Origin of the sequence: Halocatena marina, assembly GCF_023276375.1 — an archaeon.
Lineage (GTDB): Archaea > Halobacteriota > Halobacteria > Halobacteriales > Haloarculaceae > Halocatena > Halocatena marina.
In genome coordinates, this window is the sequence record NZ_JALLPK010000001.1 from 1,335,070 (window position 1) to 1,357,901 (window position 22,832).

At 50.5% G+C, this 22,832-nt stretch carries 20 protein-coding genes; 13 read left to right on the top strand and 7 right to left on the bottom strand.

What is annotated here, in order from left to right; all coding sequences use genetic code 11:
- Nucleotides 1–302: 302 nt before the first annotated feature.
- Both MW898_RS06175 and MW898_RS06180 read left to right on the top strand, forming a co-directional pair.
- Nucleotides 303–1,853, top strand: coding sequence for an oligosaccharide flippase family protein (locus MW898_RS06175; RefSeq protein ID WP_248905511.1), 1,551 nt, complete (start codon nt 303–305; stop codon nt 1,851–1,853).
- A gap of 283 nt (nt 1,854–2,136) precedes the next feature.
- The gene (locus tag MW898_RS06180) at nt 2,137–3,402 is read left to right on the top strand and encodes an MFS transporter (RefSeq protein WP_248905512.1); all 1,266 of its coding nucleotides are present in this window, start codon (nt 2,137–2,139) and stop codon (nt 3,400–3,402) included.
- 247 nt (nt 3,403–3,649) lie between these two features.
- On the opposite strand, the gene MW898_RS06185 is transcribed toward MW898_RS06180, so the two are convergent.
- A complete protein-coding gene (locus tag MW898_RS06185; protein WP_248905513.1) occupies nt 3,650–3,991 on the bottom strand; it encodes a hypothetical protein in 342 nt (113 codons plus the stop codon).
- Between the two features lie 437 nt (nt 3,992–4,428).
- Between MW898_RS06185 and MW898_RS06190 the strand changes: the two genes are divergently transcribed.
- From MW898_RS06190 to MW898_RS06200, 3 genes are all read left to right on the top strand, one after another.
- The gene (locus MW898_RS06190) at nt 4,429–5,088 is read left to right on the top strand and encodes a TetR/AcrR family transcriptional regulator (protein ID WP_248905514.1); all 660 of its coding nucleotides are present in this window, start codon (nt 4,429–4,431) and stop codon (nt 5,086–5,088) included.
- A 396-nt stretch (nt 5,089–5,484) separates the two neighbouring features.
- Entirely contained in the window at nt 5,485–5,871 is a 387-nt protein-coding gene (locus MW898_RS06195) for a VOC family protein (RefSeq protein ID WP_248905515.1), read from the top strand.
- Nucleotides 5,872–5,882: 11 nt separating this feature from the next.
- On the top strand, nt 5,883–6,143 hold the full coding sequence (locus MW898_RS06200; protein ID WP_248905516.1) for an amidohydrolase family protein: 261 nt from the start codon (nt 5,883–5,885) through the stop codon (nt 6,141–6,143).
- A 538-nt stretch (nt 6,144–6,681) separates the two neighbouring features.
- Here MW898_RS06200 and MW898_RS06205 read toward each other — a convergent pair.
- Together MW898_RS06205 and MW898_RS06210 are read right to left on the bottom strand one after the other, a co-directional pair.
- Nucleotides 6,682–7,233, bottom strand: a complete 552-nt coding sequence (locus MW898_RS06205; protein WP_248905517.1) for a hypothetical protein — start codon at nt 7,231–7,233, stop codon at nt 6,682–6,684.
- Nucleotides 7,208–7,390 (bottom strand): hypothetical protein, encoded by a 183-nt coding sequence (locus MW898_RS06210; protein WP_248905518.1) that lies wholly within the window; start codon nt 7,388–7,390, stop codon nt 7,208–7,210. Before MW898_RS06210 ends, MW898_RS06205 begins: the two co-directional genes overlap by 26 nt.
- Nucleotides 7,391–7,972: 582 nt before the next feature.
- Between MW898_RS06210 and MW898_RS06215 the strand changes: the two genes are divergently transcribed.
- From MW898_RS06215 to MW898_RS06250, 8 genes are all read left to right on the top strand, one after another.
- Nucleotides 7,973–9,292, top strand: a complete 1,320-nt coding sequence (locus tag MW898_RS06215; protein ID WP_248905519.1) for a polysaccharide deacetylase family protein — start codon at nt 7,973–7,975, stop codon at nt 9,290–9,292.
- A gap of 589 nt (nt 9,293–9,881) precedes the next feature.
- Nucleotides 9,882–10,241, top strand: coding sequence for a PadR family transcriptional regulator (locus MW898_RS06220; RefSeq protein ID WP_248909719.1), 360 nt, complete (start codon nt 9,882–9,884; stop codon nt 10,239–10,241).
- 454 nt (nt 10,242–10,695) lie between these two features.
- Complete coding sequence (locus MW898_RS06225; RefSeq protein WP_248905520.1) at nt 10,696–12,033, top strand: polysaccharide deacetylase family protein; 1,338 nt, start codon at nt 10,696–10,698, stop codon at nt 12,031–12,033.
- A gap of 314 nt (nt 12,034–12,347) precedes the next feature.
- Nucleotides 12,348–12,917 (top strand): metal-dependent hydrolase, encoded by a 570-nt coding sequence (locus MW898_RS06230; RefSeq protein ID WP_248905521.1) that lies wholly within the window; start codon nt 12,348–12,350, stop codon nt 12,915–12,917.
- 61 nt (nt 12,918–12,978) lie between these two features.
- Nucleotides 12,979–13,866: an isocitrate lyase/PEP mutase family protein gene (locus MW898_RS06235; RefSeq protein ID WP_248905522.1), complete on the top strand. Its 888-nt coding sequence runs from the start codon at nt 12,979–12,981 to the stop codon at nt 13,864–13,866.
- A 114-nt stretch (nt 13,867–13,980) separates the two neighbouring features.
- Nucleotides 13,981–14,280, top strand: coding sequence for a DUF7968 family protein (locus tag MW898_RS06240; RefSeq protein WP_248905524.1), 300 nt, complete (start codon nt 13,981–13,983; stop codon nt 14,278–14,280).
- A gap of 802 nt (nt 14,281–15,082) precedes the next feature.
- A complete protein-coding gene (locus tag MW898_RS06245; protein ID WP_248905525.1) occupies nt 15,083–15,712 on the top strand; it encodes a DUF8127 domain-containing protein in 630 nt (209 codons plus the stop codon).
- Nucleotides 15,713–16,117: 405 nt separating this feature from the next.
- Nucleotides 16,118–18,076: an AMP-dependent synthetase/ligase gene (locus MW898_RS06250; protein WP_373689877.1), complete on the top strand. Its 1,959-nt coding sequence runs from the start codon at nt 16,118–16,120 to the stop codon at nt 18,074–18,076.
- Between the two features lie 132 nt (nt 18,077–18,208).
- Here MW898_RS06250 and MW898_RS06255 read toward each other — a convergent pair whose 3' ends face one another.
- The 4 genes from MW898_RS06255 to MW898_RS06270 form a co-directional block, all read right to left on the bottom strand.
- Complete coding sequence (locus tag MW898_RS06255) at nt 18,209–19,567, bottom strand: bifunctional metallophosphatase/5'-nucleotidase (protein ID WP_248905527.1); 1,359 nt, start codon at nt 19,565–19,567, stop codon at nt 18,209–18,211.
- A 237-nt stretch (nt 19,568–19,804) separates the two neighbouring features.
- Complete coding sequence (locus MW898_RS06260; RefSeq protein WP_248905528.1) at nt 19,805–20,179, bottom strand: CBS domain-containing protein; 375 nt, start codon at nt 20,177–20,179, stop codon at nt 19,805–19,807.
- Nucleotides 20,180–20,386: 207 nt separating this feature from the next.
- On the bottom strand, nt 20,387–20,524 hold the full coding sequence (locus tag MW898_RS25975; protein ID WP_248905529.1) for a hypothetical protein: 138 nt from the start codon (nt 20,522–20,524) through the stop codon (nt 20,387–20,389).
- 265 nt (nt 20,525–20,789) lie between these two features.
- The gene (locus MW898_RS06270; protein WP_248905530.1) at nt 20,790–21,110 is read right to left on the bottom strand and encodes an alcohol dehydrogenase catalytic domain-containing protein; all 321 of its coding nucleotides are present in this window, start codon (nt 21,108–21,110) and stop codon (nt 20,790–20,792) included.
- Nucleotides 21,111–22,832 lie beyond the last annotated feature (1,722 nt).

Here is a 22,832-nt window from a genome sequence, read left to right on the forward strand (position 1 = left end):
AATAGTTTTGGGAAGAAATAGAATGGATCATAACTATTCATCCCAAAATGGTTAAAAATATTTATGTTCTGATCAGGTGATCGTAGTGAATCGAGTTATTCATCTCTCTACTAACACTCTCCGACTGAGTGTGTCTCAGTAGTAAGATCTCGTGCCCATACACATACAGATCCAAATGTCTTCTCAACTCGTATTGAGACCACCTGCCGTCGTAGTGTAAACGGTATTGTAACGATGTTTATTTATCGCATTTCAACATGCATCCTAAAGTAATTCGAAGCACTACTACCACTTATCCTCCTGTGAATCGAAATCTGGTCACGGCGTTCGGGGCAATCGCCAGCTCACGTCTCGCTATCGTACTCATTTCGGTGGCATTTGCACCGCTCCTCGTACGGCTTCTCGGATTCGAGAGTTATGGCGCGTACGCCGCAGTGATCGCGCTGTTTGACCTCTTAATGATTCCCGTCAGCTCGGGCGTTATCAGTGGCTGTCGCAAGTATATCGCCGAAGATCGCGACACAGCCGAGTGGCATAGTTATATTTTCGCCTACTACTTTCGGCGTGCAGCCCTGTTGGCGCTCATCGCGATGATTTCTCTCGTTGCTGCCGTCGAGACAGGGCTTGTCGGTCATATTTACCCGCACGCGTATACCCCCTATTTCGTTCTGCTGGCTGGGTTGGTTATCGCAGCCCAGTTTCGTGAGTATACGCGACGCGCGCTGATGGGGCTCAAACTTGAGCACATTGGCGAGCCGCTGAATGTCGTGTATCGAGGTGTGTTTGCGTGTCTCGCGCTTGCGCTCGCGGCACTTGGTTTTGGCGTCGCCGGTGTACTCGTCGCCCAGATCGTCGCCAGCCTACTCGGAGTTGTCCTCGCACTTATCATCCTCACACGACATCTTTCTCTGACGCATCTACTCAAACGGATTCCAGACTCCTACCCAACAACGGCGATGCGCTCGTTCAACTATCAGTCGGTCGTTTACATCTTCTTATTAGCATCTTTGTACAAAGTTGATCAGGTCCTGCTTGGGACCTTCGCTAGCGGCGATCAAGTGGGATACTATCGGGCAGCGCTGGTGCTCGTCCAGTTTCTGTGGTTCGTTCCTCGCTCACTGCAGTCGTTGCTTCTCCAATCAACGTCTGACCTCTGGGCCAACGGACGGACTGACGTCATTGAGGCGTTGGCGACGCGCGCTGCTCGCTATGTGCTCTTACTGACGATGCTCTTAGCGCTCGGATTAGGAGCGCTTGCGCCCGTCTTCGTCCCGTTGTACTACGGGACCGCTGCGACTCCAGCGATTCAGGTGCTGTGGATCCTCCTGCCGGGCACAGTTGGGGTCGCCGTCACACGGCCGCTGCTGACGATCACGCACGCGAACGGTGATATGACCGTGCTCATTGCGGCGACGGGAGCAGCTGCTGTCATCAATCTCGTGGGCAATATGGTGCTGATCCCGCCGTTCGGACCAAGCGGGGCGGCGATAGCCACCACGCTCGGATACGGAGCACTTCCTCTGTTTCAAGTATGGGGTGCGCGCTCAGTTGGCTATCGGCCCTTCAAGAACGCACGACTGCTCCAGATCGGGATCACAACCTTGTTTAGTGGTATTGGAATTGTGGGTTTGGCAGTTATACTCGGTACAACGACCTTTGAGACTCTCGGCAGCCCCGTTGTGTGGGGGCTTCACCGTACGCCGCTCGCGCTCGTGGTTGTCCCTCCTGTTGGGTTCCTCCTTTACTCCGGGCTCGCCATCGCAACAGGGGCGATCACCGTCGGAGAGTTGCACGAGATCCTCGACCGTGTGCCCAGACCACTTGGATCACCGATTCGGTCGTTCCTCCCGTGATATACTAAAGACGAGGCGGTTGCTCCTGAGAATTGAGTATTCCGAAGCATCCATAGGATCCGAACGAGTTCAACTAACTAGTTAGTATGACTTCATCGCAAGCGACACATGAAACCACTCTTCTCGACCGTTTGTTCATTCATTATACGGCCACTCTGCCTACACGGATACTCCATCATCTGCTGTGGGTGGTAGCCGAAATCCGTCAGGCTGGTGGCCTACAACACAGAGTCACCATTAACAAGCGCCACGCTTGGTTGGAGAGCGTCCGAGCCGAACATAGATGAGCCGGTGGTTCGGCGGTGAGGAGCCAAGCGTTCGGTATGTCGTCGGGAGCCTGATCGCCGGCGTCTTTTTCGGCGGACTCGGCGGCGGGGTCGCTTTTCCAACACTGCCGACGCTCGGTCCCCTGCTCGGTATCTCTCCGGTTGCAGTCGGAGTTATCCTCTCAATTAACCGATTTACTCGATTGCTGATAAATACACCAGCAGGACAAGTACTCGATACGATTGGGACGCGACGACCAATGATCTGTGGATTCGTCGTTCAAGGACTGGTCCCCTTTGGATACATATTGGGATTACACCCAGAACTCGTTCCGTTCGATAGTACAACGATCTTCTTGATGTCTCGTGCTTGCTGGGGGATCGGATCAGCGTTCGTGTTCGTGGGTGCGTTTAGTACGATTACACACGTGACGACCCCTGAAAACCGCGGAAAATGGGTGGGTTACATGCGAGGTGGTCAGAGCCTCGGCTTTCCAGCAGGGCTCGTTGTCGGCGGACTCATAACAGATGCATTCGGGTACTCGGCTGCGTTTCTGGTGGCAGGCTGTGCCGGCCTGCTCGCCGCGTTTGTCGCCGTATTGGTTCTTCCAGACATGAACGCCGACGTCAACACAACGAGTTCACTGCGCGACATTCCGGCGTTCGTACGGGCAGATATCCGCATCTTCAGCGTCGGAATCGTCAATTTCACCGTTCGATTTCTCTTTGCGGGTGTACTGCTTTCGACAGTGGTGCTGTACGCACAAGAGAACGGGATTACGATCGGGGTGCTCTCTGGGATCGGCGTAAGCGGTGTCGTGATGGCTGTTTGTGTCCTCGGATCGAGTATCACAACGCTGCTTGTCGGACGGTACTCTGATCAACTTTCGAACCGTGCAGCATTGACGATTCCCGCACTGGGCGTCCTTGCGAGCGGATTTGCCCTGTTAGCACTCGTTCCATCGCTTGTGGCCACGCTTATCGGTGTCGTACTCATCGGAATCGGTGTTGGGGGTTCGAATCCGCCGTTACTCGCGTACCTCGGTGACATCAGTCCGGCAGACGATGTCGGAAAACTCGGGGGTGTCTACAACGTCTTCGGTGACTTAGGATCGACGCTCGGGCCGCTCGTCGCACTCCCGTTGGTCACGATCGTCGGGGTTCGAATCGAATATCTAGCTTGTGGAGGATTGGTAATCCTCGTCAGCATTCTTGTTGCTCGAACGCTCTACGGCGAGCGTGCAACCGTTCCACAGTCTGTGGTTCGAGCGGACGATGACTGAGTGACGACACTCATTACAGACTGATACAAAATTCGAGGGAAATCTCACGGAGTCATGAGAGTTAGTGATCAGTCGCGTAGTACGCTTCGAAGTGGACTGTTACAAATATACTCGAACAGCTGATGAGTGGATCAATTCGACCCTGATACTATTCCAATAGGTGTAGCGTTGGGCACCGTACAATACTTACAGTGGTTGGTGCCCAACGGACCGCAAATCGGATCGTTTGTCGTTTTCGACAGGATCGTTACAGAACTTCACCGAGACCGACACCAACATCGATACCGCTACTGGCAGAACTCGCGTTTGCGTTTGCGCTGTTTGCGTTGGTGTTGGTGTTGGTGTTCTCGAGATTGTTACCGTTCGTGTTGTTGTTCACGTTATTAATGCCAATCTCGGGATTGTTGGTCGTTTCGTCGGCGTTATTATCCGAATTCTTGTTTACTTTTTTCGTAACGTCGACTTTTTTGACTTTCTTTTTCCGATCGTGTTTTTTGTCGTACGATGCCGCTGCTGCGGGCCCGCATGCGCCAGCGATTAGCCCGACAACCATGAACGCGGTCAACGCGAACTGGATGCTTCGTCTCATAGTTGGTAAGTGGTTACTGGAAATGATGTCCCTACCAAACGGCTACTGAGAACCCAGTGTAGGGAACATCTTCCCAGCACATTTCCACACTGAAATCGCCATTGTATAAAAAGTATCTCTTCATTTAACTATATGTGGAAGTATAGTAGATATTATGTGAGGGGTTAAGCGTTCAATCGCTATACAGACAGCAATTCAGTCGATAACCAAATCTATTCTATCAGAATTATGTATGTGACTTATCTTCGTCAAGAATTGAAATAACACATCTAAAATGATTGATTCACACAGTTCCTCCAACCGCTATCTATATGTCAAGATATTTTCATGCCAGTATGTAATTTCCAGTCACTAACTGTAACTGGACTAGAGCATCGTTGTAGTCTGAATGATACGATCCACGAGCATAAGAGGCGTGCAGTTCTACACGACGATATATGCCATCTTCGGACGAGTCGGACTCTTCTGTGGATACCCGCGAAGCAATCATGGAAGCTACGTTTCGCGCTCTTAGTAAACACGGCTACTCCGATCTTCGTATGCGTGACATCGGTGAAGAACTCGATATGAGTCGGACACTCATCCACTACCACTACGACGGAAAACACGATCTCATCTCCGCATTCTTAGAGTATATTGTTGATAAGTACGAAGGAAACGTCGAAGTCACAGAAGAGACCGATCCGTGGTCGGAACTTGACCGCCGGATCGACCAGTGCTTGTTCGGAACTGAACTCGACGATGAGTTCGGTCATTGGGAGCGCATGCGTGTCTACCACGATCTCTTCTCGCAGGCACAGCACAACGAACTCTATCAGGAAATTCTCTCTGAACACTACGAGCGACTCCGAGAGAGCATCATACAGGTTTTAGAACGAGGAATTGAGGAGGAAGTGTTTCACAAAGTGGATGCCGAGGAGATGTCCCAACTCATCACAGACATCATCCATGTCGCTCGTGAACGTCGGATTTCCTTGGGACGGGAGAGTGCTCCAAAGCAAGCACGGAGTGCTATAGACGATTATATCCTCTCCTCGCTGGTCAAGCCCGAGTTCGTTATCTCGTCGATAAAGCAATCAAGTAACGATGGGAACTGATATCTCTATCATGAAGGTACTGAACTACCAGATACCATTACTTATTAGGATTCACCTCACATGTCCGATCGTCGACTCCTCCAATTGATCGATTCACTCTGGGTGTATATGGAAAAACAATCCGAGAGAATTGACCAAATGGTAAATGATATCGATATCCGTTGACTCGGTTATGTCTGAATATGATATTTAGGACGTTTACGCTACACTCAGATCACAGGTGAACTGTGGCTCTGAGCCAAGTTATGAGGTGACATCAGTCGATCTGAAAAGCGGACGCTTGGTCTTGGAAACTTGATTCGAATAAAGGGTGAGCTACGAGGTAGGAGACATTAGAGTAGAGTTCAGCGTAACGATCCGCCCTATGATTTTTATATCTTGACCATATGGTCAACAGTGTCGATATCATGGGAGATCAACAGGCTACACCACATAACGGCGTTCGCGAGCGATCCACAAGAGAACCTTGACTTTTTCCGGAACGTACTCGGAATGCGATTTATTAAACGGACGGTTCGATTCGATATTCCCGAGAAGATTTTTCATCTCTACTACGGGGACGAGGTCGGAACCACCAGTTCGATTGTCACGTTCTTTCCCATCGAAGATATGCCCAAAGGGAAGGTTGGTAAAGGCCAGATCAGTGGGTGTGGACTAGTCATCCCAGCGAAGTCAGTCGACTATTGGGAGAACCGATTCGAAGAGCACAAAATCGAGTATACGACGACAGAGCGGGACTTTCTGACGATCAGCTTGTGCTTTCGCACGCCGATCGAAAGGTAGCTCCGTGCGTGATGGAAACGACAGATTGCTACCTGAGCTATACGGTGAGCTATCCGTGGCTGCTCGGAGTGACGCCACAGGACGTTGTCGCGGTCATTGACGAGTATGGTCCAGATCGTGTCTTGATAGAGACAGACAGCGCAGGAATCCTCAGGAGCGATGTGTTCGCGTTCAAGAGAACTATCTTTGAACTCTATCGGTTGGACCTTGATCTTGCCACAATTAGACAGGTCGTCGACGAGAACCCACGAAAGGTCTTGAACGACAAATAGTCGTACACTTGTTGACGGTGCCGGGAGACTGATATCCAAGACAAGTTCATTCTGCCATCCACTGCTGTTATCACATATAGAGAATAGAGTGGGTCAGCTCTGTTGTCTTCTATACATCATAGTCGCCTGAATATCATCAACGTCGGTTGCAACGTGATTTTCCTATCTGACATCTCTCGTGTGGATGAGAACAGTTTGTGGAATTCTTCAACGCTGAGGTTCAGCGTGGCATTCACAGCGATGATCAACACACGCCAATTTCCGCACTCGCAATCACATTCGTGCTCCGCCAGTGTTTCCGAAATAGCAGCATTGCAGTACTCTGGATATCATCACTATATGATCTCTGACTGATTCAACAAGTTGGATATTAAGTCCTGCAAGGGAAGATGGCACGATTGTGATTGAAGATTCATTTTCATGTCCGATCATATCATGAGTAGTCAAAAACGCCTGCGCCCGGTCGAGACTCTTGACTTCGACTATAAGTGCAACGAATCTGTCGCTTCTCTGTGGAATGAGTCGTACGCCCGATCCATCAGAGAACCCCCACCGGTTGGAAGTTGTTTCGGCGATTGGTGAAAAAATCATTCCACCTACTTCGAGCTGTGTCGACGTTTTGTGTGCCAATTACGACATCTCGAAGACCAACAACTCCTAACGGACCGCCTTCACGTTCGCGGAGCGAGCAATGTGCCTCCGCACGCTTAAAGTTTTCAGCAAACTTAGAGTCATAGTTCACCAAAAAGATCATCCCACGTGGGAACACACGATTCAGGAAGGGGCTACTATCCCTATCGTTTGGACGCGAGAGCAAACGCTCTGGGAGGAGCTTTGTCGCTGCAAAAAACGCTTTTTGCCAGCGGGTTTCACCGAGAAGGCCACCGACGTAGAGAGTAACCCAGAGATGTTGAGGAGCACCGTCTTCGTCTCGACGAACATAGGGCACTACTGCACTGTGAGAGAGGTCACGTCGCTTTAGTTCACCTTGGCTCTTCGTAAGCGTTGCTGTCGTCGGGTCGAAGGCGAGACCGTAGAGACGAGCATTTGGTTGCTCGCTCGGCTCACCGAACGAGTTCGAGATCGACATTCCCGAACGAGACACCAACGCTGGCAAATGCTGGATGATTTGAGAGTGGCCACGGAGAAGGTAATCCGAGCACATCAGTAAGCGTTGAGAAGAGCGGTTCAGGACGTTCGACACGGACAAGAACATGGTCAATATGCGAGATAACTGATCCGGGCATGTGAGTGGCTCCTCTTGGAGAGTGAATAGATCTATTCTTCGCGCTGATACACACTTTTTGTTTAACTATCGGTTTCACTACTGAGTGCCACGATCGTTTCAACGTCTCAACGTTGTCCTCGGCGATACCGTAACGAGATCTGAGTAGTAGAACGTGTCTGATCGTGGGTACTAGAAACTCGAGATGGCTGTTGCAGCTCTACGTCATGTTTATCAAGTCATTCACAATCAGAAATCAGTCATAGTAGGAAAGCCACCGTGTCACTTCATCATCAATCGATAGCTAGTTGTCATCAGTCGACGGCCGGCAGACGAAAAACCCCCGTTCAGTGCGGCTGGATAGCTTTTTGTCGATCCATCTGGGCCCAACGATCCAAACTGATCATGGACTGTAATCTATGTCATATGTTTGTCTATTGTACGAATACGTGACGTATTTTCAAGACAACACAAATATCCGACTGAGTCGAATTTCCAACCCATTCATTGTAAATATATAGAATTCTCTGTCTTTTTGTGTGAATCGAATGTATCGAATTACCCAAAAAGCATATGACAATATCCATGTAATATTCTTACAAGCATGCAGAATCAAACGACCCGTCGAATGTTTCTCGCAGCGGTCGGTGCCACCGGGGCAGTATCACTTGCCGGATGTTCGAGTATTCCCGGCAACGGCGGCGGCGGTAGTGAGCCAAAACAGCCCTCAAATACGACCGGGAGTGAGAAACCCAGCACCACCGAGCCAGGGGGCGACAGCACCGCAACAGAGAAGGGGGGGAAGGATACATCATCAAATCGTGGATCAGTGGTCGACGACTTCGAGGGCGATGTCGACTCACGCTGGGGAATCAATAATGGCAAATACAAAGTAACAAAGAAGGACGCGTTTCAGGGCAGCCAGTCGCTCGTTCTGGAACCGAAGAAGAACGCAAAAAAGCCAGTCGCCAAGATCTTCAAGTCGTTTTATCCGAAGGCACTCGATCTCAGCAAACACGATCTATCGCTCGCGGTGAAGGTGAACAAGCCAAAGGATATCAAGGTATCTGCAGAAGTCATCGCGCCCGCTGAGAGCTCCATGCTCACGGCGACCCGATATATCCCGTTGGAGTTAGACGGTTGGGTGCGGTTCGATCTCGGGTACACCGCCATAACAGGCAACCCCACCATGGACAAGGTCTCTCAAGTGAACCTCCAGATCGGACCGTTATCAAAGGGACAAGACTTTCAAATACTGATTGATGATCTCCGAAAATATCCAAAACCAAAGAAAGGAAAGGTGATGTTCCAGTTCGACGATGGACACATCACGACCTACAAAAAGGCATATCCGATTCTAAAAAAGAAGGGCTGGCCCGGCTCGGTCGGAATTATTCCCGATGCAATCAATGGAGATAAACGGATGACTGACCAGATGATGCAAGAGATGGGCAAGTCAGGATGGGATATGATGGCACATGCCAGTGAGCTGCTTCCAAAGCTTCCAGAGTCAAAACAACGGCAAATCCTCCAGCAAGCCAATCAGTATCTCAATCTGAAGGGCTTCAAAAAGGGTGCGCGCCATTTTGTGGCCCCATACAATCGAGTGAACCAAACGACGCTTGATCTGATCGATGAGCTCTTCGAGACAGGCTATCTGTTTGGCGCCTGTCCCAACAATGCACAGCACCCGAGCAACCCGAGTTTCATCTCTCGGGTGGAAGGGCCCTCTGTCCGGGGTGCCCGCCGGGCGATCAACGTCGCCGAGAAGACCAATCAGTTGGTCGTTATTGCATACCACGCAATCGGGAACGGTAACAATGCCACGTCAGAGAAGGCATTCAAACGGATCGTCAACCACGTCGAGAAGAAGAACGTGGACGTTATCACACCCTCGCAACTCGTTGATGGAAAAAACTGGTAGATACTGCAACGTCGAAATAGTCACTTGAGTCACGTGTGCTGCCAATTGGTCTGATGACGTTTTTCGTATTGCTTGGCGCTCTCACTGCTACGAGGAGTTTCAATCCAGTGTGTCACTGGGACGAGAATCTATAACAGAAGGGCACTACGTTACAGAGGCGGGATCTTACTGTTGTATTCAGTGTGATTTACAAATCAGAACTCGACTCATTCAGTGTCTTACCCCGAGGCCAGTCAAATGGTAACGTTCGAACCTCTACTGGAGAGATCCTCGGTTCGTTTCCAGTACCTCGATCAGATCTCCTTCTACTGCAAGATTGTACGGTGAGCGATTTGAGCGACAGACAGTGATGGAACGTTCAAGTGCCACACTAGTTCGTCGAATGACCTTCGAGTGGGCCACACGAAGTCTCAGGAGGGACCCGCCGTTATATCGGTTGTGTTGCTCTGCCAGCTGATGCCCACTTACTGATGATGTAGCTCACCTTCTGATGATAGCAGTACCAGACTCGACATTCATTCACAGGTTGAATAAATACTTATATGATGAATATCTAGTTCCAGTCGTGACATTATCACCAACAGACAGCCTGTCGACGCTACAGTCAGATACAAACGAATTGAGCATCGTATCCGAATTGTCCGCTTTCCAGCGCCAGATTCTCGCTATCCTCGCAGAGGAGGCTCGCTACGGACTCGCGATCAAGAGCGAACTAGAAGCGTACTATGGTTCTGAGGTCAATCACGGCCGGCTCTACCCGAACCTCGATGAACTCGTCGAACTGGGTCTCGTCGAGAAAAGCGAACTCGATAAGCGAACCAACGAGTACGCGCTCACCGAGGCCGGCCACGACGCTATCTTGACTCAACTGTCGTGGATCTTCTCGCGCTTTGTCACCGATGAAGACCGCGCAGCGGAGATAAGAGGCCTCGTCGACGGCGTCCAGTAGCGGAGGTCTTTCCTCTCGCTGGTCCACAGCACGATCCCGATCGTGCTGTTCTTCCATGGATGCAATTTTTTGGGAGGTCTCTTCGCATCAGTAATCGCATTGCTATGATTTTTCGATCCTGTCGGTGCATCTCCGCAGCGGTGTCGTCGCGGATTGAGTATCTGCCTGCTGCACGAGGATGAGCGTCGTTCTTTGGGGGAATCCTCCATTCTTCCCCGACAAGAGATTCGTGCGCTCCGGTCAGCCATTGACCAGCATAGGACTGCTGAGCACCAATGCAAGCACGAACATTCCTGCAGATTTAATTCATTTGATGGTTGTCGGATTTGTAAAATTGTCATTCAAAGAATCGGATTATGGGAAATTCACCCTCATTCAAACGAATACCATAGTTTCGGGGCGGTAGGTGGGCTATAACTAATGATGGACCGTGGCTACGCGCCCGATAACCAGTATGTTACGGAGAAAATTTGTCGGAAGTATTATTGCTGCCGTTGGCATCTCAGGATGCTTGGAATGGGGCAACGCTCCTCGCAACACTGAGCAATCGGAAGCTACGGATTGGAACAGTACGAAACGAACGCCGCATAGCCCGACAGAGACGTCGGTTCCGACCTCTCCGAACCGGATTGACTCAGAACCGACTTCAACTTCGACCCCCGCGGATCAGAGCGATTCAGAAATAAATCCGGTCCCACCTTATCAGGGACAGTTCATCGACAGCGGCCGCAAACTGGACAACTTTGAGGACGTATCGCATTGGAGCGGTGATATCAGGCAAGACACCGACCGCTCCTTCAGCGGATCGCAGTCACTCCAGCTTCACTCGACGTCTGGCGAGGCAACAGCGATCGCTGATTATTCTGACGATCCGCTGGATCTTCGGGAAGCTGATCTCTCGTTCGCCTGCTATCAAGACCTTCCCGACGGACAGCCGTCGATGTTCGTCGACCTCTTTGCGCCCGATGCTGACAACCGTCTACAGTTCAAGTGGGTGTACCATGGGTACAAGGATCTCGGGTGGCAACGAGTCGATATCGCCCCGTTCGAAACAGTTGGGAACCCAGATCTGTCTGCGGTCGAAAAAGTGCGGATCACCCTAAACGCATCCAAGATTCGAGTGTGGATCGACGACTTCCGGGCGCATCCCGCGCCGGACGCAGGAAAGATCATCCTCCGGTTCGACGATGCACACGAACATCATTACACCGACTACTTTCCGCTGCTTTCAGAATACGGATATCCAGGGATCGAAGCCGTTGTTCTGAACAGCGTTGGACAACGTGACCGACTGTCGGTAGCACAGATGCAAGAGATGCAGTCGGACGGTTGGGAAATGCTCAGTCACACAGTAGGGCACGATGATGTAACTAAGCTTTCAGAGGTCGAACTCCGAAAAAATCAGGAGACAATGAAGGAATGGCTGACCGAGAACGGCTTTGAACGCTCATCAGCGTATTTCGTCTATCCGTTTAACCACTATGATGGCAAATCGCTCTCCGTACTCAACGACTATGTCGATCTCGGTTTCGCTGGCGGTGGTTTAGGGAACGTCGCGGTGACGAATCCACTGACGATCGCCTCAGTGGACGCAGAAGAGTCTACTGCCAGACCGCTCGAAGCTATCGATCGAGCGGCGAAACACCGCCAGCTGCTCGTTCTGATGTTCCACACGATCGACACTGGTCAGCTAAAAAAGATCCTCGATCACATACGAGACAAGGGAGACCGACTGGACGTGATCAACGCCTCGCAGCTACAGGAGGAGTTCTCTCGCCTCCATTCCCAATAGTTCATCTGTGTGCTGGCGGTGTCGATTTGAAGGGGTCAGCGCGATATGAGGAAGGAATGATCAACGCTTTTCTCTGATGCTATTGATCCTGTGGTAAAGATGTACAATACGGATCACGAGTGGCCACACGCCATTCTTCAGCAGTTTCTCCAGCAACGTCATCATGACAATTACACTATTTTGTTCAAACGGTTGCATATCCCCCAGATTGGAATCAGATCCGTAATTGCGGACGAGACGGGCATCGACGGTCAGCGAGGAGTTCGAGAGCGATCGGAGTATTCACCCTCTGTTGTTGAGTCTCGGTGGTGGTCATGAAACGCCGCGGCCATCAGGGGGTTGTTCTCTTGGCAGTAGCCGGAATCATCTACGCCTTTGGTCTTTCCCGGCCGCTTCTATCGACCGTAGCAATCGTTGGGATCTGGTGGCTCGAACCGTTACCAGACAAAGACCATCGTATCGGTTGGCTTGCGCACCGTAAGACGAGCCATTCTCTCGTGGCAGTTGGATTATCGGGGGTGTTCTTCGGCGGGTTGGGATGGCTGATCGGCCGGTACGCTGTCGAGCCGATAGTTGCGACCTTGTTTGCAGAGCCAGTCAGTGCTGGGGACGGAGTGCTATCGTGGTGGACTGCCCGCTTTGTAGCCCTCGATGCTCCGACACTCGCTGTGGCAGGCATGTGGATTGGGATTTGGGCGATCGTGATCCACCTCCTTGGCGATGTGATCACAAAGGGAGGTCTCCAGCCTCTCTTGCCGTTTTCGCGGTGGAAACTCCGTTTTTCTCCACTTGCATACGACAACAGAGTGGCAAACAATGGACTGTTTGTTCTCGGTGCTCTTGCGGTTGTAGCGTCTCTCGCGTCTATTTTCGGCCTGCTTTGATCCTCTGAGCGTACTTGTGTTACTGTCGTTATTTATTATTGACCATCACTAACTCATAGCCATGGTACTACGTGACTTGATCGAACAACCGAAGTTGTTGCTGGCGATCGGTGCGTGGGATGCACTCACAGCGAGTCTAGCGAATCAGGCTGGGGCAGAAGCGATCTATCTCTCTGGTTCGTGCGTCGCCTCGTCGGTGACCGCCGGTCCAGATATCGGACTGATCACGATGACTGAACTGGTACGGCGCGCACGGCAGACCTCGAGAGTAATTGACATCCCCCTTATTGCCGACGCTGACACAGGGTATGGAAACGAGATCAACGTGCGCCGCACCGTCGATGAATACGAGCGAGCGGGCGTCGATGCTATCCAGATCGAGGACCAACTCTTTCCCAAAAAATGTGGCCACTTCGAGAGGAAACAGCTCATCCCCGCTTCAGACTTTGCTGTGAAGGTTGAGGCAGCCGTCGACGTTCGTGAGAGCGACAGTTTTCTTGTCATCGCACGCACGGACGCCATCGCCACCGATGGTATCGAAGCGGCGATTCGGCGGGCTAAACTCTATAAACGGGCGGGTGCGGACGTCCTTTTCATCGAGGCACCGACACAGCGTGAGGAGATGGAACGCATCACCGAGGAGGTACCCGGGCCTCTGCTCGTGAATATGGCCGCGAAAGGGAAAACTCCACAAATGTCGGCTGAATCCCTCGAACAAATCGGCTACGACATGGCAATCTATCCAACAGACGCATTTATGTCCGCACTGAAGACGATTCGAGAGACCTACGAAACGCTGCTCAAGACGGGAAGTCAGGAGCGTATCGTTGACGGAATGGTCGAGTGGGAAACGCGCAACAGAATAACGGAGCTCAACGATATCACGGCTCTGGAGGATCACTACAGCGAATCTGCGGATCGCTATGCCGAAATCTATGACTCACTCTGATTCGATCATTGTCGATATTACGTTGTTGCTGAATCTTCGTCGCTGGCAGGGAGACACACTCAGAGCAAAATTCAAGCCCAAGACCCAACACCGACGCTCACTAACGTGTCCCTGATGCTAACTCGTGTCATACTTTCACATTCCGAGGAACTGAGTAACTGGGGACGCTTCCAAATCGATCAAAAACACTTTCGCGCGTGGCTTGTCCGATCTCACGCGTCGTTTACAGAGGGTGAACGGTTCGAGGAGTTCGTTGATACGGGATGTTGTGGGGGTGCTCATTACATTGAATTCGTCGTTGTGAGCGTTGAGGGGAGCGGTCCCGTAACGAGCGAAACTGAAATTGAGTACACCGAACATCCTGGGTGTGATCTCGATGGCGGATGGGGAACACAACACGAAGCCAGACCATGATGTGCCGGGAGATCTGTGCATTTGAAAAAGACAACAGTCCATCGACAGATACAATCTGACATTAACAAACATCACACCGTTTACAGTAGAAAGAACTTGTCAATAATGTTCTACACTGACCAAACGTCTTACCGCTTCGAGATTTTGGCATCGTCGTCTGTGTAGAGAAATACTAGATATGCTGGTCATTGGATACTGACTGTGTCGTGTATACTATGCCCAACTCTATTCTCTGCTGAAGCTGTTACGGACTCAACGCTAGAGACAAATACCACCTAATTAGAGCACCACTTGCTATCCATCATGGACATATCTCAGACGGACACCTTTCCATATAGGAATCCAGAATCGTAAATCTCCATGAATCAACCATATCTAGTGATACATGTATAATTGATCTTTATCCTTAGCTACAGTGTCTTAGATCCAATCCGAGATCTCAATTTCAACCCATCTGGTCCTACAATCCACGCAGCCTATGCGTTCACTTCGATCTCCTCAGATGTAGCACGAAGTATGGAAGAGGCATCTATTACCCGTCCGACCAAGCAACGCACCACTGCGGATAGTAGATTTACTATTGTGCCATTCGGTTTAAGCATATAGTTACATTTTGGTGAGCGTAATTGAAGACCTCTGATGGCTGCAACTGTTTTCTCTCCATTGAACTGTATCGACTGTCCGAACCGATCAGCCGACAGATCTGATACCTCCAACTCATACGAGGACATCAGGCCATGCCCCTGCCAGATCACGACCGACAATCAACACGTTCATGTTAGAAACCGTCCAGTAATCTGCCATGCGATCGTTTCACGCTCTCTTTGCTTTCCTTATTGGATTTGCTCCCCTCATACAACCGGTTGTTGGTAATGGTCTTGGTTCAGATACACAATACACCTACGAGATAACGCCGGTCAATATCTCTGATACTGAGTCGGTTGAATCAATGTACCACCTGTCGGCGGTGGTCTATGGGACGGACTCACAAGTTGGCATGACTCGAGCGGCGGCGAGCACTACGGTGTCTCGGCCGAAAGAGACGATCAGTCCTGCTCTTAGCGGATTGATCGACGTGCAGTTTCTCGTGGACGATACCAAGGATCAGTACTACCGCGTTGACGCACGCATCGTCGATGATGAGTTCCGTCTCGGTGCTACTCCGGTATCGGCACGGACGGTCGCGGAAGAATTGGCTGTCGCTCCTGATACTACACCGACGACGATACGAGAGATACTAAATGGCGAGCCGGCGCATTTTTATCGGATATCTCCGACGCTGGTAGCGAAGGACGATCGCTTTCTATTGGTAGAACCAGCTAACACTGAATGTGTCGCAGATCCGTTGGCAGTGCCGAAACTGATCAGCTACGCATTCGGCGCGGCGCTGATGGTCTGGTCTATTGGAGTGAAAGCATATTTCGGGCAATGAATGGCGGACGCTTGTTTGCCTATCAACCGCCGCTACACATCACGATGTAGTACGATCCGGGATCAGTGGCGCGAAAATGGTTGTGCACCGCGTTCTACGTGAGAATTAAGGCGCATAACACTCTGTTTATTTGTTAATCTATAACACTATCCGACTAATTGACTTATATGATATAATAATGATCTAGAAAACAACCCAGTATACAGGAGTCCGAGGATTATTACGCCGTAACACTTCTACCCAATCGAAATATAATATAACTTCTTAATATTTTCCATATGGTTGTCCGTTCCGTAGCGTGTATTCAAGCTATTTCAATATAATGGCCGGAGCATTCACAAAACACTGATCTTTCGTCAGACGGATACGACAACGAGAATGGCTTCTACAGATGATGATCCCATGTTGGGCTGGCGTGAGGCAGAACAAAAACGCAGAAATGAGGACGACCCAGTCCTTGAGATGTCTACAATCGGCCGGTTATTCGAAGGAAGCACCAGCCGTAATCGCAATCAAGAGGCCCAACTCTACAAGGGAGGCGTGTACGATCGCTCATTAGTGTCAGAGGGTGTGATTGATCCCTCACCTCCCGAACGATATTCATCGATTACCTACAACGTGATGCAGCACATCGTTCACAATCTCGCGGCGGGATTCCGTGATCTTGGCATTGAGCCGGGGGATCGGGTCGGTATTTTTTCGAGTACGCGTATGGAATGGGCGCAGGTCGACTTTGCACTGCAGGTCTGTGGTGCCGTTGTGACGACAGTGTACGCTGGTTCTTCCCCAGAGCAGGCACAGTATCTTCTCGACGATCCTAACGCCACAGCGGTTATTGTCGAAAACGAGACGCTCTTAGAGCGCGTGATGGCTGTCGAAGACGAACTTGATCTCTCATTTATCGCATCGATAGATGAGCTCACTCTGTATGATGACAGAGAAGACATCACCACTCTTGGAAAGGTTCACAAAAGAGGCGAAGAGATCTCGTGGCCGCTGAAGCTCGAACGGTGGCTTAGCTCACGGGATGTCGACGATCTTGCGAGCATTATCTACACGTCCGGAACGACAGGCAAACCGAAAGGCGTCGAGCTCACGCACCGGCAGTTCAGATCGAACGTCAACCAAATCAGAAAGCGTCTCGGGCCACGACCAGACAAACCGGATGATCTGCCCGTCTTCGACCCAAGCATGACATCGGTCTCGTTTCTGCCATTAGCTCACGTGTTCGAACGCACTGCCGGTCATTATCTCATGTTTGCATCCGGGGTGTCTGTTGCGTATGCCGAATCGGCTGACACTGTAGCCAACGACCTCGGTATCGTTCAACCGGATCTAGCAACGAGCGTTCCCCGGGTCTACGAACGTATCTACGATAGCATGCAAGAGCAGGCGGGTGAATCTCCGATCAAAAAACGGATCTTCGATTGGGCGGTCGGTATTGCCCGCGAAGAAGCCCGATCCGATACCCATGGGCGTATTCACCGAATCAAGCACTCGATTGCCGATCGATTGGTGTACAGCAACGTGAAAGAGCAGCTGGGCGGGAATATCGACATGTTCATCAGTGGTGGGGGAAGCCTCTCGAAAGATCTCGCTGAACTGTTCATGGGAATGGGTCTCCCAATCGCAGAGGGATACGGCCTCACCGAAGCCGCTCCTGTCGTGAGTGTGAATCCAATCGAAGATATCCGTCCCGGGACACTCGGACCGCCGTTGACCGGAATAGATGTCACGTTCGATGATACCTCGATCGATGATGAACGAAAGCGCCGTGCCTCGGGTAAAATCGGGGAGTTGCTGGTTCGTGGACCGAATGTGACGGAGAAGTATTGGAATAATCCAGAAGCCACAGAGAAAGCGTTCACCGGCGACTGGATTCACACAGGAGACATCGTCGAACAGACAAGTGACGGCTACCTCATCTTCCACGATCGACTCAAACAGATTCTTGTTCTTTCGACCGGGAAGAATGTCACGCCTGTCCCGATTGAGGATGCCTTCTCCACCAGTAATCGAGTTGAGCAGATCATGGTCATTGGGGACAACGAGAAGTTCGTCAGCGCGCTCATAGTCCCGAATTTCGACGCGATCGAACGGTGGAGAGGAGAAAAGAGCATTTCCCTGCCCGAAAGTCGTGCTGCTATCTGTCAGAACGATCGCGTTGGTGAGTGGATTCTCGAAGATGTCAATACGATCAACGAGCAGTTCGAAGCCGAAGAGCAGATCAAGATGTTCGAACTCGTTCCCGAGGAATGGACACCCGAAAATGATATGCTTACACCATCAATGAAGAAAAAGCGCAGAAATATTCTCGAAAAGTACGCGGGACAGGTCGATCGGATATACGAAAGGGCCGGATAATACGATCACGAAACGCTAACTGTCAAACTGAAACGAATTTTAATTACTTTACGATCGCCGGCTGTGTGAGTGGTTTGTCACTTACTACTCAGTAGATGTATGGTCAGTTGGCTGTTGGTTGTGATGTTGAATCTACGTCCGTTTGATTCGACCTTCGAGTTCTGGGTCGAGTCCGTTTTCTCGGACGTATTCCGCGAGTACTTCGTGCTGTCGCCCAAACGATTGTGCTTCGTTTGAAGGGCAGTCGAACGAACAAAAGAAATTTTCGGGGGCTGCAACGGTATACTGAGTCGAGGGATCAACTGCAACGCCACCGACTGTGGCTTCTTTCACTCGTCGCTGAGTATCGTCGAACGTGACTGTACAGCCGCTCACGTGAAGGTGCCAATAGTTCGGATTCGAGGGATAGACGATCTCACCTCCGGAGGCGAGCATGTTGTACAGCGTCGTACCGGATACTGTTGTCCGCACGACAGCCATATCGAACGGCAATAGACTCACGAGATCAGCCACTTCCACAACTCCCTGAAGCGTTGTTCCCCGTATTCCCGAGCTGTGTTGTAACCCAACATCGCTGTTCGTCTTCCACCGGTATGCATCGGTAATGGCGTTTCCAAGCCGTGACTCACCCAGATACCGAGTCTCTGTCGATTGAACGATTGGATCAGATATCGTGGCGACGACTTCGTTCAATCCAGCGCGTTCGTGCAGCTCGTGAAACCGCCGTTCGATAGTCCGATCGATCGTGCAATGAGTGACCGGATGATGCTTGACAGTCCATTCGCCAGTAAAGCGCAGTTCAGAGAGATCTTTTCCTTCACCAGTTGTTCGCACGAGTAATGTCTCGGCTAGTCGATCGATTCGTGGGGCACCGTGTTCGTGTCCACCGAGGATCACGTCGATATCGACTGCTCGGGCGAGATCATCGTCGTCGCTGAACGAGCGTCCTTTCGATTTACCGAGGTGAGAGACACAGATGATCAGATCGACTGCCTCGTTTTTGAGGGCTTTGACGGCCTCCTTGGCTGCCGCGATCGGATCGGTGAACGACAACGATCGTGCCTCGGGCGAACTCATATCTGTGTTTGGATGAGCGAGTCCGAACAGCCCGAGACGATAACCAGCTCGTTCGATAACTGTCCACGGAACGATTCCAGCATTCCGGCCGAAACGCTTTCCGTGCGCATAGGCGTTCGCGCAGATCCAACGTTGGGGAGCACTATTGATGACAGAAAAGAGTGTCTCCAGTCCATAATCGAAGTCGTGGTTTCCAACGGTATCGATGTCCGGCTCGATCCTGGTGAACAATTCGATAGCCTGATGACCATCTGTGAGGAGTCCGAGTCCGCTGGGAGCAATGTTATCACCGGCCCCAACGATTACAGTGTTCTCATCGCGCAAGACGTCGATCAGACCGGCAAACATTCCAATGCGTTTCGGATCGTCGTACGTATCTTCGAGATCTGCATAATGGAGGATTCGAAGCGTCATTTGCTTCTGTGCTGATCGACATCACGAGGTTAAATGATTGGTTGATCGCAACTGGATAGGCCGATTCAACCACCGTCTGAGTGCTGTCTTCGTCGAGGGATCTCGCCCACGTTATCGCTAACACAATGGGTAAATAAAGGAACATTCCGATTTTGTAACTGACCTTGTTGTGGACAGAGATGCGTACACGAGACAATAACGAAACCAGAGCTTCACTGACCACCAGCTGACTGGTACCTACGACAGATAAGCGGTGATATCTGTCGATGATATCATTCCGATGTAATCGTCCGTGGCGACCGGAAGATGACTAATGCGGAAGTTCTCCATCATCGCCGCTGCTTCTCTGAGTTGCAGATTCGGCGGTACTGTCTCGACGGATTCGGTCATCACATCCGCAACCGCTACCTGTGACGTATCCATCCCCTGAGCGACTGCTTCGAGGATATCTGTACTGGTGACGATCGACGGCGGCGCAGTCGTCACGAGCAATGCGCTAATGTTTTTCTCGCGCATTTTCTCTGCTGCTGTGACCAACGGTGTATCCGCCGAGACCGTCTCGAGCGGAGTCGACATTATGTCTTTGACGAGCGCTTGGTTGTGTGACGTCACATACGTACCACTGTGCAAGGGGATTTTATTTTTTCGTCGCCATCAACGTTCAACCACTCTGTCCACAAAACCACTAATTTTCAACACGTAAGTAAAAATCTAATGTATTTCAGATGTTATTTTGTGGTTCTGTGGCGATCGCCCAATTAACAGATGCGGGAAGCATTGTATTCCAGAGACAAGGAACGATGACCGGCCAATAGAGAGTTAATCTTCAGCCTGTGCGTGATTTCGATTCGACGGTTGCTGTGAAACGCTCACTGTCTCGTCGGCGACCGCCTCTGTTCGGAGAACCGGCTGGCGTTCGAGTTCAACGACGAGTCCGACCGTACATACGACACACATGATCGACGTGGGGAGACCGAGCACCACGAATGACTGGGGTGTGTCGGGTCCTCCGATAATAATAAGAAGCGGAGTGAGCAGTCCGATGAGGACGCCCCAAATGACGCGATCACTAGCCCAGTCGTCAGTGCAATGGTACCCACTCGCCGAAATCCCTCAGTTGTACTCAAGTCCGGTCGTGAACTGTATGATACCGAAGCCAAGTGACACACAGATGTCACCGATGAAGATCACCATGACATGCAATCGACGAATGCGTACCACATCACTGTTGGCACGTTTGGAAGTCCCTCGGCGCGAAAAGATCGCCCTCAGAGATTTGCTGACCAACACCGTCTGTATCGACCTTCTCACCGAGGTTGCTCACTCGATAGATTGCTTTGTGACCGAGGATGTAGTTGCTCAACGGGTGATCGCCACGCCACACGTGTAACTCTGAGTCACAGACGTTCGTTCGCTCGACTTTAGTAACAACAGCGTCTGCCCCTGGTTCCGGAACGGGGTGTTCTCGGAATTCGATATCTTTCGACCCATTAACGTAGACCGGCTGCCCGACCTCGTGGACAGTCGAGTCACGCAGGCTCATACCGTGGTATCCTCTTCCCTTTCCGACTCAGATTGCCGTTCTTTCATCACGATGTCAAGGAACTCACCAATAACTCTAGTGTTGTCAAGTTATACTCTGAACATGATAATTTCGCCATCGTCATTGAACACTATAATATCACATGGCGGAACACCTTCTGCGGACCGGCCTGCACTACTGTATATTTGACAGAGTCGACAGCAGTGCGAAAGTCCTCGATTTGTATGAATGTACTAAATGTACGTATCGAGCGTGTGTCTTGTGGTTTGTGGCCCTGAGAATGCTTCTATCTCCCCAAGATAAAAGACACTCATCATCGATTTTTCGGATGGGACAAACGATGCTGCGATCGGACCTTTACTTTTTCATTGAAGACAAATTAAGCATTCCTGATTATTCTGTATCAACAGTTGGTCTGTGACGTCCTGTGCCTTGTTGATTGTGAGAATAACAATATACTACCAACGATGATTGAGTCAGATCGTTTAATCTGGTGGCGATACCGACGAGATACCTATTTTCATACAATCACTGGCAATGGATAGGATAGATTCAGAATAAAAACATATTTTTAACATTATTACACCAATCGAAATACATTCGTGACTGTTTTGGTTCGTTCCTATTGTTCATAATAGTGAGAGAGATCGATACTGACGTGGAAAATATAGGCCAGAGATGTCTTTTGATAGAACCATTAACCGATCTCAGACGATACTGGTAGAGAAGATCTGTAACTACGTGATTCAATATTTTGATCGGGGAATGTCTTCACCCGTATCTTTGACATCTATCGAACCACACATCGTCAATCACGTAAAATGATGGATTTTCTATAACTGGTTCGATTCAGATACACCGGCGTCGGCGATAGAAAACAGAAAGCTGTCACTGAATTCCTGAGAAAGGAATCATTGAGCCACACTACTATTATATTCACATTATCATCGTTTACGCGGCACTCGGTACTATCACACAAGCGAATTTCCCAGTGATCGCTTACTGCGGGTCCGACTCCGCTCTCGAATGAATCGCTAGGGACCCCAGTACCCAGTGCCCGTACTCTTCTTTCTATCAAAAAATTCGGCTTGCACCAGCGTGCCAGTGGTCGCACTCTAGATCCGTCTGTGAATTGTATATTGGATGTCAGAAAACACATTTGTAATTGCGTGGTGACGATGAATCTTGAGGAATACAATAATACGACCGGTCTGTTTTAGCTCACTGGAAGCTCCAGCACCGATAATCACGGTTGTAATTGAATTGTAATAGATAGTTCATATACGACAGTAAACATATATAATACCCTACTATTACAGTAGTATTCCTGTAATATCCCCTCACACCACCATTGAATATGGCAATATGAATGCTTGTCTGAATTCAGAATTGGAATGCGTCACATAACCGTATCCAGACGACCTGGTTGTTCGGTTCCAGTCAGTGTCAACTCCAAGGTGTCCACCGATCATCTGTGCGTCGATAAATTGTCTCTCGTATCACCAGCCACCTCGTTAGCGATACAAGCAGAATCATCACCGAGATTCGGAGTTGCCTGTATCGATGAGACGTACGTTTTCGGCACTTCGACGAGCGATACGCGCTGGCAAATTGCCGCTTACCCACGTGAACCCCGGATCGCCTTGTTTTCCGTGGGGAATCTCCGTCGCGTCTTCAGGGTCGTGAACACGGACGGTGAGGGCGTTCGTGTCGCCCCTGAGC

Excerpts from the sequence above, each read along its gene's own strand:
- MW898_RS06210 (WP_248905518.1), bottom strand. The coding sequence starts at position 7,390 with ATGCCCGGATCAGTTATCTCGCATATTGACCATGTTCTTGTCCGTGTC.
- MW898_RS06270 (WP_248905530.1), bottom strand. The coding sequence starts at position 21,110 with ATGAGCCTGCGTGACTCGACTGTCCACGAGGTCGGGCAGCCGGTCTAC.
- MW898_RS25975 (WP_248905529.1), bottom strand. The coding sequence starts at position 20,524 with ATGTGTGTCGTATGTACGGTCGGACTCGTCGTTGAACTCGAACGCCAG.
- MW898_RS06180 (WP_248905512.1), top strand. The coding sequence starts at position 2,137 with ATGAGCCGGTGGTTCGGCGGTGAGGAGCCAAGCGTTCGGTATGTCGTC.
- MW898_RS06200 (WP_248905516.1), top strand. The coding sequence starts at position 5,883 with ATGGAAACGACAGATTGCTACCTGAGCTATACGGTGAGCTATCCGTGG.
- MW898_RS06185 (WP_248905513.1), bottom strand. The coding sequence starts at position 3,991 with ATGAGACGAAGCATCCAGTTCGCGTTGACCGCGTTCATGGTTGTCGGG.
- MW898_RS06215 (WP_248905519.1), top strand. The coding sequence starts at position 7,973 with ATGCAGAATCAAACGACCCGTCGAATGTTTCTCGCAGCGGTCGGTGCC.
- MW898_RS06205 (WP_248905517.1), bottom strand. The coding sequence starts at position 7,233 with ATGTCGATCTCGAACTCGTTCGGTGAGCCGAGCGAGCAACCAAATGCT.
- MW898_RS06190 (WP_248905514.1), top strand. The coding sequence starts at position 4,429 with ATGCCATCTTCGGACGAGTCGGACTCTTCTGTGGATACCCGCGAAGCA.
- MW898_RS06240 (WP_248905524.1), top strand. The coding sequence starts at position 13,981 with ATGCTAACTCGTGTCATACTTTCACATTCCGAGGAACTGAGTAACTGG.
- MW898_RS06235 (WP_248905522.1), top strand. The coding sequence starts at position 12,979 with ATGGTACTACGTGACTTGATCGAACAACCGAAGTTGTTGCTGGCGATC.
- MW898_RS06230 (WP_248905521.1), top strand. The coding sequence starts at position 12,348 with ATGAAACGCCGCGGCCATCAGGGGGTTGTTCTCTTGGCAGTAGCCGGA.
- MW898_RS06245 (WP_248905525.1), top strand. The coding sequence starts at position 15,083 with ATGCGATCGTTTCACGCTCTCTTTGCTTTCCTTATTGGATTTGCTCCC.
- MW898_RS06255 (WP_248905527.1), bottom strand. The coding sequence starts at position 19,567 with ATGACGCTTCGAATCCTCCATTATGCAGATCTCGAAGATACGTACGAC.
- MW898_RS06225 (WP_248905520.1), top strand. The coding sequence starts at position 10,696 with ATGTTACGGAGAAAATTTGTCGGAAGTATTATTGCTGCCGTTGGCATC.